This is a genomic window from Herbaspirillum sp. WGmk3 (assembly GCF_023952535.1).
Taxonomy (GTDB): Bacteria; Pseudomonadota; Gammaproteobacteria; order Burkholderiales; family Burkholderiaceae_D; genus Herbaspirillum; species Herbaspirillum huttiense.
In genome coordinates this window covers 285,321-299,756 of record NZ_JAKYWT010000002.1, presented here as the reverse complement: position 1 = coordinate 299,756, position 14,436 = coordinate 285,321, and the positions used below count along the sequence as shown (strand labels likewise).

The following is a 14,436-nucleotide window of genomic DNA, read 5'->3' as shown; positions in this document are numbered from 1 at the left end:
TCACTGGGCCGCGAAGCGCTCGCGGTATTGCCCCGGGCTCACCCCCAGCTGGCGCAGGAAGACCCGCCGCAGGTTCTGTTCTTCCCCGTAGCCGGACTGGCTGGCAATGCGCTTGAGCGGCAGCCGGGTTTCTTCCAGCGCCCGGCGCGCCGCCTCCAGCCGCATCAGCTCGACCGTGCGCGCCGGCGTGCGGCCGGTCTCGGCCACATACAGCCGCGCGAAGGTACGCGGACTCATGTTGGCCTGGCGGGCCAGGTTCTCCACCCGCAGATCCGCTTCCAGATTGCCGGCGATCCAGGCATGCAGCTCGGCAAACCGGCCCGCCCCGGTGGCCTGTGAAGCCAGCGGCGTGCTGAATTGCGATTGTCCGCCCGGACGCTTGATGAACATCACCAGCTGGCGGGCCGTCGCAATCGCAGCGGCGTGCCCCAGATCCTGTTCCACCAGCGCCAGTGTCAGGTCGATACCGGCGGTGACACCCGCCGAGGTCCAGATGCGGCCCTGGCGGATGTAGATGGGCTCGCCATCCACGTCCAGTGCGGGATAACGCTGCTGCAAATCTTCGGCCGAATCCCAGTGCGTCGTCACCCGCAAGCCGTCCAGCACGCCCGCCTCCGCCAGATGGAAAGCACCGGTGCAGACCGAACAGACGCGCCGGGCCAGCGGCGCGGCCGCGCGGATCCACGCGACCAGGGCGGGATCGATGCGGAAGCTGTCCCCCACGCTGCCGCCGGGCGAAATCAAGGTGTGCAGTTCCTCAGCGCGCAGCAGCGCGTCCAGCGCAGACAGCGCTTGCGTCAACACCGGCAGGCCGGCGCTGGTGGTCACCGCGCCGCCCTCTGCCGAGGCCACATGCAGGCGATAGACTTCACGGCCTTGCAGGCGGTTGGTGGTCGCCAGCACCTGCATCGGGCCGGCAAGATCCAGCAGGTTCATGCCGCCATAAGCCAGCAGCACCACATTGCGCGGGGCCTGTGCGGCCTGCGCGGAAAGGACGGGGTTCATTGGAATCATGCTCCGATGTTAGCGCAGGCCCGTCACCAGCGCCGTGCGCGCAGTACGCTGGGCCCACATCCAGCGCAGCGTGACCAGCGCCGACACCAGCAGCACCGGCAGGATGGCCGCATTGAGCGTTTCCCAGCCGAAGCGGGCCAGCAAGGGACCGGCACCCAGCGTGGCCAGCGCCGTCGCGGCATAGCGCATCAACTCGGCCAGCCCCTGGGTCTTGGCGCGTTCCGATGGGGTATAGGACTGTGCCAGCAAGGTAGTGCCACCGACGAACATGAAATTCCAGCCCACGCCCAGCAGCAGCAAGGCAACGTAGAAAGCGGGCAGCGTGGTCGAGAGCATGGCGATGACGGCGCAGCCGAGGTTCATGCCCAGCCCTGCCAGCAGCACCGGTCCCAGGCCGAAGCGCTGGATCAGGCGTCCGGCAAAGAAGGAGGGAGCGTACATGCCCATCAGGTGCCACTGGATGATGGCCGCACCATCATCGATGCCGTGATGGCAGGCCACCGCCGCCAGGGGTGCGGCCGTCATGATGAACATCATCACCATGGAGCCGGCCACGTTGTTGGCAACCGAGGCCATGAAGACCGGCGTACGTGCAATGGCCGATAGCGGGCGCGCGGGGGCGAGGTCAGATTGCGACTGCGCAACGGCCGCCGGTTCGGCCTGATCCCGATAGAACAGCACCAGTACCAGCACCGACAACAGCCCCATGAGCGCCACCACCAGATAGGCCCCGGCAAACAATGCCGTCGGGAACCAATCCTTGCTCCAGGCCGCCAGGGCCGGGCCGACCAGGGCCGCGATGACGCCCCCGGCCAGCACGGTGGAAATGGCACGGCTCTTGGCCGCTTCGGCGACCGCATCGGCGGCAGCCAGCCGGTAATACTGCGCAAACGCCTGAAATACACCGACCAGCGCCGTGCCGACGCAGAAGAACCAGAACTGCCCATGCCAGACCGACCACACCGAGATCAGCCCGCCGACACAGCAACTGGCCGCTCCCAGCACGAAGGACCAGCGGCGACCCAGGCGCTGGATCAAGAACGCCGCAAACCAGGTCACCACGGCACCGGCCACCGTGATGAGGGCGAACGGCAAGGTTGCCAGCGCCTTGTCCGGAGCGAGTTGCCAGCCGGTCAGCGCGGTCAGGGTCAGGTCGATCGAGATGGCGCAGGTGAACAGGCCCTGGCACAAAGCCAGGATGGCGGCATTGCGGCTACCGCCATGGGAATCGGCGGACAAGGAGGCGCGCATGGATTTGCTCCGAAGGGTCAATGATGGAAAAATTGTCGGATTCCCACCCGCTTGGCGTCAATGACACAAGACCTTCAATTTCTGCCAAGCCCACATGACAGGACTTCCATGCTGATCCAGGCTCATCAATCCGCCCTGCTGGTGATCGATCCCCAGGAAAAACTCTTGCCCGCCATCCACGAGGGCCAGGCCGTGCTGGCGCAGACCGTGCGCATGGCCGCCATTGCCGGCCTGCTCGGGGTGCCGGTCATCGCCACCGAACAAATGCCGGACAAGCTCGGCCACAACCATCCGGATATTGCCCGCCTGTGCGACAAGACGCTCTCCAAGCAGCATTTCGATGCCTGCGCGGACGGCCTGCTGCCGGTCATACCACCGGCCGTACGGCAGCTCATCGTCGCCGGTTGCGAAGCCCACATCTGCGTGCTGCAGACTGCGCTTTCCCTGCTGCAACAGGGCTACACGGTGCTGCCCCTGCTGGAGGCCTGCGGCTCGCGCCGTCCGCTGGACCGCGACGCCGCCTTCGAGCGCATGCGCGCCGCCGGTGCCATCCCGGTCACACTGGAGATGGTCGCCTACGAATGGCTGCGGCACAGCGCGCATCCGCAGTTCCGGGCGGTCCTGAAACTGGTGAAATAACCGGGCCCGCCAAGCGCAAACAGGGTGACGTAACCGAAAAGCAAGTTTTCCCTTGCTCCGATGAAAGTTTTGATTGCTCCCCCTGCGTATGCGTTTTGCAGGCAAGAACTGTGGTAAAAGTACGGGAAAAATAGCTGCGCAGCTGCATGACAATGTGGCGCATCACAAATCATCACGCCAAGACCTGGCCAGCCGACGCCGCCACAACATAGAGGAAAACCCAACGCTTATGTCCAGCTTACCTGCTCACACGCCCATTCATTCGCCGCCTCCGCTCACCCTGCACGCCCTGCGCGCCAGCTGCTCGGCCTGCAGCATGCACCAGCTGTGCCTGCCGATGGGGCTGGACCAGGGCGACATGCAGCGGCTGGAACAGGTCATCAACCGCCGCCGCAAGGTCAAGCGCGATGAAAGCCTGTACCGCCTCAACGACAAGTTCGACATGCTCTACGCCATCCGCCTGGGCCATTTCAAGACCTTCCAGGGCAATACCAATGGCGGCCAGCAGATCACCGGTTTCCAGATGGCCGGCGAATTGCTGGGCATGGATGCCATCGGCGCCGGGCACCATCTGTGCGAAGCCGTGGCACTGGAAGACAGCGAAGTCTGCGAGATTCCGTTTACGCGCCTGGAAGAATTGTTCCGCGACATGCCCACGCTGCTGCGCCAGTTCCATCGCATGATGAGCCTGGAGATTTCGCGCGAGCAACGCGTCATGCTGACCCTGGGCAGCATGACCGCGCAGCAGAAGATGGCGGCCTTCATGCTCAACCTGTCCTCGCGCTACGCCAGCCGTGGCTATTCCTCGACCCGTTTCCAGCTGCGCATGACGCGCGAGGAAATCGGCAACTACCTGGGCCTGGCCGTGGAATCCGTGAGCCGACTGCTGACCAATTTCAAGAAAACCGGCGTCATCGAAGTCAACCATCGCGACGTCGAACTGTGCGACCTGCCTGCCCTGCGTGCCATCGCGCTGGGCAACGACCCCTGCGCCTGACCATACCGGCACCCTCCAGCCCCTTGCCGGGGCACGGGGGGCTGAGGTTAGAATGGCCGGATGACAGAACGACACTCTTCTCCCTCTCCCTCCCTCCAGCGTTTCCTGCGCGCCCGCATGGCGCGCGACCACCATCTCGGACTGCCGCTCACCACGGGCCTGATGGCCGCGCTGGCCACGGTGATGCTGTTCGCGCTGATCGCCTACGAAGTCAGCAGCAAGGGTGCGCTCACGCGACTGGATCAGCAACTGGCGGACTGGTTCAACCAGCATGCCTTCTCGCCCCTGACCGAACTGGTCCTCGGCTATACGCATCTGCATGGCACCATCGGCGTGCTGGCCATGGGCGCACTGCTGCTGTGGCACATGGTCCGCAAGCAGCGCTGGGCCTGGGTCACCGACCTGCTGCTGGTGCTGCCCGGCGGCATGCTGTGCAATTTCACGCTCAAGCACATCTTCGCGCGCCTGCGTCCCAGCTTTGAGGATCCCATCCTGGTACTGCACAGCTACAGCTTCCCCAGCGGACACACCATCGGCGCCACCCTGCTCTACGCCATGCTGGCCGCCTACCTGCTCAACCAGCCGGGCGTGACGGCCGCCATCGGTGCGCGCCTGAAGACCGGCGAGCGCGGCGTGCAGGCCGCCGTCATCGGCGCCGCCCTGCTGCTGGTGGCGCTGACCGCTTTCAGCCGGGTCTACCTGGGCGCGCATTTCCTGAGCGACGTACTGGGTGCGATGCTGCTGGGCACGGCCTGGTTCGCGCTGTGGACGACCGTGGTTTTCACCTGGCAGCGGCACTATTACGCGCAGCCGCGCTCCAACGGGCTCTGAAACCACCTTCCTACTCGCCTGCGGATGACAGAACAAGACATGACCCAGGAATTGCCCGCCAGCCAGGGCCGCCCCGACGTGGTGGCCGCCATCAACGCCCGTGCCGGTGGCGGCCACGCCGAGGAACTGGCCGCGCACATCACCGAAGAGTTCGCCCGTCACGGCCTGCACGCCGTGGTGCATCTGGCGCGCAGCGGCGAAGACATGCTGGAGGCTGCCCGCGATGCCGTGCGCAACAAGATCGCGGTGGTCGCCGTGGGCGGCGGCGATGGCAGCGTCAATGCCGTGGCCTCGACCCTGCTGGCCGATCCACACTGCGAGAGCGCGCTGGGCGTGTTGCCGCTGGGCACGCTGAATCACTTTGCCAAAGACCTCAACATCCCGCTGACGCTGGACGAGGCCATCGCCAACATCGCCACCGGGCGCAAGCTGCGGGTCGACAGCGGTGAGGTCAATGGCGCGCCCTTCATCAACAATTCCAGCCTGGGTCTCTATCCCGACATCGTGCGCGAACGTGAAAAGCAGCAGGCTCGCCTGGGCCGTGGCAAATGGCTGGCCTTCACCTGGGCCGCCATGGGCGCGCTGCGGCGCTATCCCTTCCTGCGCGTGCGGCTGTCCATCGACGGCAAGGAACACTGGCGGCGCACGCCCTTCGTCTTCATCGGCAACAACGAGTACCTCATGAGCGGCCTGGACATCGGCAAGCGCTCCACCCTCACCGACGGCCAGCTGAGTCTGTACGTGTGCCACCGCACCGGCCGCCTGGGCCTGCTGCGACTGGCCCTGCATGCACTGTTCGGCCGCCTGCGTGAAGCGCATGACTTCGATGTACTGACCTGCAGCGAGATCCATATCGAGACGCACAAGAAACGCATGCGCGTGGCCACCGATGGCGAAGTCAACCTGATGCAGACACCGTTGCACTACCGCATCCGTCAGGCCTCCTTGACCGTGATCGTGCCGCAGCTCGCCGCCCCGCAAGCGGCCGCCCCCCGCGAACCCGGCCTGCTCGACAAACTGCTGGGGGAGAACTGATGCGTACGCTCATTCATCTGTCGGACCTGCATTTCGGGCGCACCGATCCGGAGATCCTCGAACCGTTGATCGCCCAGATCCACGAGCTCAAGCCGGACCTGGTCGTCGTTTCGGGCGACCTTACCCAACGCGCGCGCAGCATCCAGTTCAAGCAGGCCAGGGAGTTTCTCAATGCGCTGCCGCAGCCCCAGCTGGTGGTGCCGGGCAATCATGACGTTCCGCTCTTCAACGTGGCGGCGCGCCTGCTGCAGCCGCTGCGCAAGTACAAGCGCCACATCACGGCCGATCTGCAGCCGCGCTACGTGGACGAGGAAATCGCCGTGGTCGGCATCAATACCGCACGTTCCCTGACCATCCAGGATGGCCGCGTGAACGACAGACAGATCGAACACGCGCGGCGCGAACTGGCTGGCGTGGGCGATCACCTGGTCAAGATCATCGTCACCCATCATCCCTTCGACCTGCCGCCCGGCCCGCAGCATCACGGCTTGGTCGGCCAGGCGGTACCGGCCATGCGTGCCTTCGCGCTGTGCGGCGCCGACCTGCTGCTGGCAGGTCACGTGCATACCAGTTCGGCCGTGAGCAGCGCCGGGCGCTATCACATTCCCGGCTATTCGGCGCTGGTGGTGCAGGCGGGTACGGCCACCTCCACCCGTGGGCGCGGCGAAAGCAATTCCTTCAACGTCTTGCAGGTGGAAGCACACCAGATCGTGGTGCATCGGCTGGGCTGGAAGCCCGATGTGAAGAGTTTTGCGCTGGCCGCGTCGCAGACCTTCGTGCAACGCGGCAGCGAGTGGTTCGAGCAGATCGCCGATGGCCTGCTCAGTGAATGATCAGACCGTCGCGCGGCGTGCGCGGGAATAACGGATCACATCCACCAGCAGGAACAGCAACAAACTGGCCCCCATCAACGGCAGGCTCCAGCCCAGCAGCAGGGCCAGCACAGCCAGCGTCAGGCGTTGCAGGGGCGCCAGGCGCATCACCGCCTGCGTCAACGGAGCCAGGCTGGCACCCGCCGCCGGGCGGCGCCGCCACCACATCACGTAGCCCAGCACGATGAGCCCGGTCAGGGCCACGCCGAAGAGGGCCATCAGGATCTGGTTCGCCACGCCGAACAGCACCCCCATGTGCGCATCCACACCCCAGCGGATCAGCTTGGCGATCAATGGAAAATCAGCGAAATCGGCCCGGCTGGTAATGACCATGCGGTCGGCATCGATAGCCACCGTATCGACCTGGGTCGGCCAGGAGCGATCCACCTCCCGCACCACCCAAGCCTGCTGGGCCGAGCGCGGTGGGCGGATTTCGATCTCGGAGGAGTCGATGCCACCCGCGCGGGCGATCTGCTGCACCATGTCGAAACGGGCCGGATCGCTGGCCTCCGGCATGGGCATCTGCATGCCATGTGCGCCCATGTGATCGGCGTGTTCGCCCATGGACATGGCCGGGGCACCGGCCTGCAATTGCGTCGAGACCGAGGGCGTGATCCAGCCCAGCTGCGTGCGCATCTGGCTCACGCGCTCACCGGCCCAGCGTGACCAGGTCAGGCCGGTAGCCGAGAAAAACACCAGCCCCAACACGATCCACAGCCCTACGAGGGCATGCAGCCGGCGCGCGTTCATGGGACGCGGCGCGCGCACCGTACTGCCAGCGCGGCGCTGGCGACCTCGCCACCACAGCCACACTCCGCCCAACGCACCCAGCCACAGCCATGAAGCGGCCAGCTCGCTGTAGTTGCGGCCGAAGTCGCCCAGCATCAGGTTGCGGTGCAGGTAATCCAGCGTAGTGCGCAAAGGCAGCACGCCGCTGGTGCCATAGACGATCAGGTCGCCCTTGACCTGCAGGCTGACCGGATCGACGAAGATGGCCCGGCTTTCCGAGTCGCCCAGGCCGGGCTGGGTGAACATCACGCGAGTATTCCATCCCTGCGCCTTGGCCGGGCGCACCGCGAACAGGCGCGCCTGCGGCCCCAGGAAGGCCTGCGCGGCCTTCACCTGTTCGGCCAGCGGCCGGGCCTCGCCCCGGCTCTGGTTGTAAAGCTGCGAGGCGTAGAGATGCGATTCGATCTGCGGGGTGAGCACGTACAGCGTACCGGTCAGCGCCGCCACCAGGATGAAGGGGCCGACGAACAGGCCGATGTAGAAATGCAGGCGCAGCAGCACCGCATGCAAGGCGGAGCGATGGGCATCGCCAGTACGAGCGGTCGCGCTGGCGGCGTTGGCGGTGCCATCGCCGGCGGGCTGGAAGGAGGTGGTCATGAAGGCGGGCGGGGAGCGCCGAAAACGGGAACAGGCTCGCGATTGTAGGCCGTACGACGGTCCCTGCGAATGTGGCAATTTGTCGCAGCCCCAATGAAAAAGAGCCGACGGATCAATCTCCGTGCGGCTCTTCCTGCCTGTGACCTGCGGCACCGTGGTAACGGCGCACGGCAGGGTCACATGGGATTTTCGTCGATCCAGTCGCCCGAAAAATCGAGGATGTAGGCGATCGCCTCGTCTTCGGTATCGAACTCATTGGTGGGCGCCTTGCGCTGGTAGCGCAGCTTGCCGCTGCCATCCTTGCCTTCGTGAATCACGAAGCAAGCCATGAATTTGCCGTTGTCGAGCTTCTTGATCTCCGGGATGACGGCGTTTCCCTTGTACGGGAAGATCTGGGACATGTGATGAAACCTCCTTGTTGCGAGGCGCCATGCTAGCACAAGCCGGACTTTCCTACCCGTGGACGGCTACTGGCAACCCCTCTTTCAGAAGCGTGACAAGCGTGGACACCGCACCCACTATTTGCAACATGGTTGCATTTATGAGATATTCGCAACTCAGTTGCATTTATCTCGAAAAATCTGTCATCAGTTTCGCTGATGGCATCGATTGCTCCTCCACTCTTACGCTGATTTCACACTCGCCATGACCTCCCTCCAACGCCAGCCCGGCGACCGCCGGCTTCCCGTGACGGTGCTCTCCGGTTTCCTCGGTGCCGGCAAGACCACCCTGCTCAACCACATCCTGCACAACCGCGAAGGCCGGCGCGTAGCGGTGATCGTCAATGACATGTCGGAAGTCAACATCGATGCCGCGCTGGTGCGTGATGGCGGTGCGGACCTGTCGCGCACGGAAGAAAAACTGGTGGAAATGAGCAATGGCTGCATCTGCTGCACCCTGCGCGAAGACCTGTTGATGGAAGTGCGCAAGCTGGCCCGCGAGCGCCGTTTCGACCAGCTGGTGATCGAATCGACCGGCATTTCCGAACCGTTGCCGGTGGCCGAGACGTTTACTTTTACCGATGAAGAGGGGGCCAGCCTGGCCGATGTGGCGCGGCTGGACACCATGGTCACGGTGGTGGACGCCTTCAATTTCCTCAAGGACTACAGCTCCCAGGACAGCCTGCAGGAACGCGGCGAATCCATGGGCGAGGAAGACAGCCGTACCGTGGTCGACCTGCTGATCGAGCAGATCGAGTTCTGCGACGTGATCGTGCTCAACAAGCTGGACCTGGTCTCGCCGCTTGATCTGGAGCGCCTGCACGCCATCCTGCACAAGCTCAATCCGCGTGCGCGCATCGTCACATCGGAGTTTGGAAAGGTCGCGCTGGACCAGGTCCTCAACACCGGCCTGTTCGATTTCGAACAAGCCAGCCAGGCCCCCGGCTGGCTGCAGGAACTGCGTGGCGAGCACGTCCCGGAGACCGAACAGTACGGCATCACCAGCTTCGCCTGGCGCGCGCGCCGGCCCATGCATCCGCAGCGCTTCCACGATCTGGTCAACAGCGAATGGCCGGGCGTGGTGCGCTCCAAGGGTTTCTTCTGGCTCGCCACCCGCCCGGCCCATGCGGGTTCATGGTCGCAGGCCGGTGCCGTCTGCCGCCACGGGCTGGCCGGCAAATGGTGGGCCGCCGTGCCGCGCGAGAAGTGGCCGCATGATCAGGAGTCCATCGACTTCATCCTCGAACAATGGGATGACAACGTCGGCGATGCCCGCCAGGAACTGGTGCTCATCGGCATGGACATGGATCAGGCCGCATTGACGGCCAGGCTGGAAGCCTGCCTGCTGAGCGATGCCGAGATGGCGCAAGGTCCGATGGGCTGGGCGCGCATGGCCGATCCCTTCCCCGGCTGGGAGTGATCTGCATGACCCTCATCAGCAAGCGCAATTCCCTGCCCGACGTCGCCCGCGATGAACCCGCCAGCATCGCGCTGCCCCTGCAATGGGTAGGCATGTGCGGCATCGCCCTGCCGCTGCGGCTGGCCGACGGCACGCCCCTACCGGCCAGCGCCGAAGTGGCGGTGGACCTGCCCGATCCGCAGGCCAAGGGCATCCACATGTCGCGCTTGTACCTGCTGCTGGACGCCTTCGCCGCTCGATCGCGCCTGACGCCGGCCGCTGTGCATGAACTGCTGCGCCAGATGCGCGAGAGCCACGCCGATTGCCAGTCGCGCGCCGCCTTGCTGCGGCTGGACTTCGCCTTGCTGCAGCAGCGGGCCGCGCTGGTCACGCCGGAGCTGGCTGGATGGAAGAGCTATCCGGTCACGCTGACGGCGCAATTGCGCGATACCACGCTGGCGCTCCGCTTGCAGGTGCGCATCGCCTATTCCTCCACCTGCCCCTGCTCGGCGGCACTCTCGCGTCAGGCTTTGCAGGAAGTCTTTGCCGCCGACTTCGCGCAGCAGCAGGCCATCGGCCGCGATGCCGCGCTGGGCTGGCTCGCGCGCCACGCCAGTCTGGCCACGCCGCACAGCCAGCGTAGTGAAGCCGAACTGAATATCGCAGTCAGCGGCGATGCCGCACAGTTTCCGCTGCTGGAATTGATCGATACCGCCGAAGCCGCACTGGGCACGGCCGTGCAGACAGCCGTGCGGCGCGCGGATGAGCAGGCCTTTGCGCTGGCCAATGGGGCCAACCTGATGTATGTGGAAGATGCTGCGCGCCGACTGCGGCAAGCACTGGAAGCGCGCTTTGCTGCCTGCTCCGTCCGCGTGTCGCACTTCGAAAGCCTGCATGCGCACGACGCCGTGGCGACTGCCGTGACACCCGGCTGGCAGGAGCTGCTGCGCTGATCCCGGCGGCGGCGACTGGCAGCGCCGCCCGAACCGGGGTATCGTTGCCTTTTCTGCTTCCTGTGCATGCCACCCGATGACGTCCGATTCCCTTCCTTCTTCCCTGCGCAGGCTGCAATATGCGGCCTTCACGCCCGGCCCGCGCCTGCTGATCCTCGGTGCCGTGCACGGCAATGAAACCTGCGGCACCCAGGCCATCACCCGTCTGCGGCGTGAACTCGACAGCGGGCAACTGCGCCTGCAGCGCGGCCTGCTGACGCTGGTGCCGGTGACCAATCCGCTGGCCTATGAAAAACATCAACGCCAGGGTGACCGCAATTTGAACCGCAACCTGCGCCCGCATCCGGCCCCCGCCAACTTCGAGGACCAGCTCTGCAACGTGCTGTGTCCGTGGATTGATGAACACGAGATCCTGCTCGACCTGCATTCCTTCCATACCGGCGGCATGCCCTTCGCCATGCTCGGCCCGGAAGACAATGACGGCGAGGTCGAACCCTTCGCGCATGCCGCCGCTGAAGCGCGCATGGTCGCGCACCTGGGCTGCCAGCGCGTGGTGGAAGGATGGATGGGGGCCTATGTGCGCGGGGTCGAACGCCGCCGCCAGCAAGGCCATGCGGTCTCGCCCGACCTGCTGGACCGCCAGTATGGCGTGGGCACCACCGAATACGCGCGCAGCAAGGGCTTATACGGCGTGACCCTTGAATGCGGCCAGCATGATGATCCGCAAGCGCCGGAAGTCGCCTATCGCGCCATCCTTCAGACGCTGGCACTGCACGGCATGATCGATGCGCCCCCGCACCCGCCGGTGGCGGAGATCCAGCTGATCCGCCTGGTCGACGTGATCGACATGGAACATGCCGAGGACCGCTTCACCGGTGAATGGTCCAGCTTCGACCGCGTGCAGCAGGGCCAGGTGATCGGCCATCGGCACGACGGCCAGGCGGTACTGGCACCGGGCGACGGCTACATCGTCTTCCCCAATCCGCGCGCCTTGCCGGGCAATGAATGGTTCTATTTCGGGGTCGACAGCCAGCGTCGGCTGTGACGCCGCAAGCGCTTCAGCAATCCAGCGCGTAGAAGCGGGTATCGACCACCATCACCGGGAAAGCGGGCGGCAGCGTGCTCTTCTCGATGAGCCGGAAACCGTTTTTCTCGTAGAAGCGATGCGCCGCCAGGAACTTGTCCGTGGTACCCAGGAAGATCTGGCGCACGCCCTGCGCACGCGCCCAGGCGATGGCCCCTTCCAGCAGGCGCGCGGCGGTGCCGTGCTCCTTGCCGCGATGGCTGGCCGCCACGAACATCTTGCGCAGCGCGACCTGGGCGTTGCCGATATCGAGCAGGGAAATGGTGCCGACCACCTTGCCGCCATCAACCGCCACCCAGAAATTGCCGGGGCCCTTCTGGTAGAAACCGGCAATATCCTTCAGGTCGGGCTGCCCTTCCAGCGTGATGGGAATACCGAACTCTTCCTGCTGGATGGGCAGGATGACCTCGACCACGCCCTGTGCGTGTTCCGGGCGATAGACTTGAATCTCGATCATGGCAATTCTTTATAAATGATTTAAAACGTTATTTAAGTTCATTTCCGGGCGTCAGCTCCCAGCAGCGGGGGCTGTGGGCGAAACCGATATGGCTGTAGTAGTCGGTGGCATCGGGGGCGGCCAGCAACCGCAGGCGGCAGCGCGGACCGAGGCGGCTGCGGGCGGCGCGGATCAATTCCTTGCCGATGCCCCGGCGCTGGTACTGCTCATCGACGGCCAGCTCCGACATATAGCAGGCGTAGACGAAATCGGTGACGCAGCGCGCCACACCGACCAGCAATTCGCCATCCCAGGCGGTCGCGGTCAGGCTGGCATGGGTGACCATGGCCTCCATGCATTCGCGGTCCTCGAGCGGACGGCGCGGGCCCAGCGAAGTACGGGAAAGAATGTCGATGAACTGATCGGCGGTCAGGCGAAGGTCGGTACGGTAGACGATGGACATGGGCGCAGGCGGACGTGACGACGAAGCCGGTCACGTTAACACAAAACGCCGCAGGGCATGCAGCGCTGCGGCGTCCGTTGTGCTTCGCGAAGACCGGCGGATCAGTCGGGCCGCGCGTAGACCTTGTGCGATACGGGCTTGCCGCTGGCATCGACCCGCACCAGCACCATTTCTCCCGAGGCCACACTTTCTCCGGTCCAGCGGCCGATGTTCACGTCATGCGTGACCAGGATCAGCGCCCGGCTGCCCTTGCCCGGCAAAGCCGTGCGCAGGTACTGCTCCAGTCGCTGGTTGGCGGTCTCGCCCTGGGCCGCATCGTTGAAGAAGGAGGCCAGGCCATCCTGCACCTCGGGCGTACCGAAACCCAGCAAGCTGGCGGTCTCCTTGGTGCGGCACCAGGGGCTGCTGGCGACGATGGCGCGGCTTACGCCTTGCTGACGCAGCCAGTTGCCGATCTTGCGCGCCTGTTCGCGGCCGTCATCGTTGAGATTGCGTTGCGTGGCACAGTCATTGAGCGTGAATCCTGCAGGATCGCCAATGCCCGGCGCACGCGCGTGGCGCATGATCAGGACATGATCGGGCTGGGACAATTTGTCCGACAGTTCGGAAGCCCCCGCCGCAACGGGCAGGCAGGACAACGTCAGCAGGGAGAACAGAAACGCGGCAATACGTGATGACATGGAAAGCCTCGACGGGATCGGATGGATCAAATGGATCACGTGGATCACGTGGATCAAGGCTGCCAGTCTAGCCCAAGGCCATCGCACCACGCCCGCTTCAACGCCGCATTTGCCGCGTCAAAAACAGTTCATGGTGCAGAAAACGTCAGGCCCTGTGCCGAAACGTTCAGGCGTTTTTCCAGCTCGGCGCGCGCTTTTCGAGGAAGGCGTTGACGCCCTCCTTCTGGTCCTGGGTATCGAAGAGATCGACGAAAAGTTCGCGTTCGGTCTGCAGAATGGTGCCCAGCGGATTGTGGCGCGCCCCCTGGATCAGCTGCTTGCTGGCCGCAACAGAAGACGGGCTCTGCTTTTCGGCCTGCAAGGCCAGCGCCAGCGCACGTTCGCGCGCTTGGCCCTTGGGGACCACTTCCTCCACCAGGCCGATACGCAGCGCGGTCTCGGCATTGACGCGTTCGCCGCACAGGATCATGCGCTTGGCCCAGCCTTCGCCGACCAGCCACGGCAGGTTCTGCGTGCCGCCCGCGCAGGGCAGCAAGCCCACGGCGGCTTCCGGCAATGCCATCTGGGCCTGTTCTTCGGCGATGCGGATGTCGCAGGCCAAGGCGCACTCCAGGCCACCGCCCATGGCGTAGCCATTGATGGCCGCAATCGAGACGCCCCGGAAGCCCGACAAGGTCTCGAAGGCTTCCCCGAAGCGGCGCGCCATCTCGCGCGCCATGGCCTTGTCGCCATCGGCGAAGAGCTTGAGGTCGGCCCCGGCGGAAAAGAATTTCTCGCCCTCGCCGGTCACCACCAGGGTGTAGATCTCACGGTCGGCGTTGAGGTCCTTGACCAGGCGCGTGAGGTCGGCCAGGGCTTCACGGGTCCAAGTGTTGGCGGGGGGATTAGACAGGGTCAGCACGGCGGTGTGGCCGCATTTTTCCAGCTTCAGGTTGGTGTAGGTGCTCATGCGTTTC

Annotated in this window: 16 protein-coding genes; 8 read left to right on the top strand and 8 right to left on the bottom strand. The window is 65.0% G+C overall.

All coding sequences use genetic code 11. From position 1 onward, the window contains the following. Together MKD49_RS07430 and MKD49_RS07425 are read right to left on the bottom strand one after the other, a co-directional pair. Window positions 1–1,005: a GlxA family transcriptional regulator gene (locus MKD49_RS07430; protein WP_252695924.1), complete on the bottom strand. Its 1,005-nt coding sequence runs from the start codon at window positions 1,003–1,005 to the stop codon at window positions 1–3. Between the two features lie 18 nt (window positions 1,006–1,023). Beyond that, complete coding sequence (locus tag MKD49_RS07425; protein ID WP_204726482.1) at window positions 1,024–2,265, bottom strand: MFS transporter; 1,242 nt, start codon at window positions 2,263–2,265, stop codon at window positions 1,024–1,026. Between the two features lie 108 nt (window positions 2,266–2,373). Between MKD49_RS07425 and MKD49_RS07420 the strand changes: the two genes are divergently transcribed. From MKD49_RS07420 to MKD49_RS07400, 5 genes are all read left to right on the top strand, one after another. Then, window positions 2,374–2,904, top strand: a complete 531-nt coding sequence (locus tag MKD49_RS07420; protein WP_209581767.1) for an isochorismatase family protein — start codon at window positions 2,374–2,376, stop codon at window positions 2,902–2,904. Between the two features lie 229 nt (window positions 2,905–3,133). Continuing rightward, a complete protein-coding gene (gene fnr / locus MKD49_RS07415; RefSeq protein ID WP_121045643.1) occupies window positions 3,134–3,901 on the top strand; it encodes a fumarate/nitrate reduction transcriptional regulator Fnr in 768 nt (255 codons plus the stop codon). 60 nt (window positions 3,902–3,961) lie between these two features. Further along, window positions 3,962–4,732: a phosphatase PAP2 family protein gene (locus MKD49_RS07410; RefSeq protein WP_121045644.1), complete on the top strand. Its 771-nt coding sequence runs from the start codon at window positions 3,962–3,964 to the stop codon at window positions 4,730–4,732. Window positions 4,733–4,771: 39 nt separating this feature from the next. Beyond that, window positions 4,772–5,767: a diacylglycerol kinase family protein gene (locus MKD49_RS07405; protein WP_371925445.1), complete on the top strand. Its 996-nt coding sequence runs from the start codon at window positions 4,772–4,774 to the stop codon at window positions 5,765–5,767. Next, on the top strand, window positions 5,767–6,600 hold the full coding sequence (locus MKD49_RS07400) for a metallophosphoesterase (protein WP_252695922.1): 834 nt from the start codon (window positions 5,767–5,769) through the stop codon (window positions 6,598–6,600). Before MKD49_RS07405 ends, MKD49_RS07400 begins: the two co-directional genes overlap by 1 nt. On the opposite strand, the gene MKD49_RS07395 is transcribed toward MKD49_RS07400, so the two are convergent. Further along, entirely contained in the window at window positions 6,601–8,025 is a 1,425-nt protein-coding gene (locus tag MKD49_RS07395) for a PepSY domain-containing protein (protein ID WP_134136481.1), read from the bottom strand. Window positions 8,026–8,201: 176 nt separating this feature from the next. Continuing rightward, a complete protein-coding gene (locus MKD49_RS07390) occupies window positions 8,202–8,426 on the bottom strand; it encodes a hypothetical protein (RefSeq protein ID WP_034331366.1) in 225 nt (74 codons plus the stop codon). 244 nt (window positions 8,427–8,670) lie between these two features. Here MKD49_RS07390 and zigA point away from each other — a divergent pair, with 244 nt between their 5' ends. The 3 genes from zigA to MKD49_RS07375 all read left to right on the top strand — a co-directional run bounded on the left by zigA (window position 8,671) and on the right by MKD49_RS07375 (window position 11,862). After that, entirely contained in the window at window positions 8,671–9,885 is a 1,215-nt protein-coding gene (zigA, locus tag MKD49_RS07385) for a zinc metallochaperone GTPase ZigA (protein WP_252695921.1), read from the top strand. Window positions 9,886–9,890: 5 nt separating this feature from the next. Beyond that, window positions 9,891–10,817, top strand: a complete 927-nt coding sequence (folE2, locus tag MKD49_RS07380) for a GTP cyclohydrolase FolE2 (protein ID WP_252695920.1) — start codon at window positions 9,891–9,893, stop codon at window positions 10,815–10,817. 76 nt (window positions 10,818–10,893) lie between these two features. Next, window positions 10,894–11,862: a succinylglutamate desuccinylase/aspartoacylase family protein gene (locus MKD49_RS07375; RefSeq protein WP_252695919.1), complete on the top strand. Its 969-nt coding sequence runs from the start codon at window positions 10,894–10,896 to the stop codon at window positions 11,860–11,862. Between the two features lie 13 nt (window positions 11,863–11,875). On the opposite strand, the gene MKD49_RS07370 is transcribed toward MKD49_RS07375, so the two are convergent. From MKD49_RS07370 to MKD49_RS07355, 4 genes are all read right to left on the bottom strand, one after another. Continuing rightward, window positions 11,876–12,358, bottom strand: coding sequence for a GNAT family N-acetyltransferase (locus MKD49_RS07370; RefSeq protein ID WP_252695918.1), 483 nt, complete (start codon window positions 12,356–12,358; stop codon window positions 11,876–11,878). Between the two features lie 28 nt (window positions 12,359–12,386). Then, on the bottom strand, window positions 12,387–12,800 hold the full coding sequence (locus MKD49_RS07365; RefSeq protein ID WP_121045651.1) for a GNAT family N-acetyltransferase: 414 nt from the start codon (window positions 12,798–12,800) through the stop codon (window positions 12,387–12,389). Window positions 12,801–12,901: 101 nt separating this feature from the next. Continuing rightward, a complete protein-coding gene (locus MKD49_RS07360) occupies window positions 12,902–13,480 on the bottom strand; it encodes a histidine phosphatase family protein (RefSeq protein ID WP_252695917.1) in 579 nt (192 codons plus the stop codon). Window positions 13,481–13,646: 166 nt separating this feature from the next. Beyond that, entirely contained in the window at window positions 13,647–14,429 is a 783-nt protein-coding gene (locus MKD49_RS07355; RefSeq protein ID WP_039787174.1) for an enoyl-CoA hydratase, read from the bottom strand. Window positions 14,430–14,436: the final 7 nt, after the last annotated feature.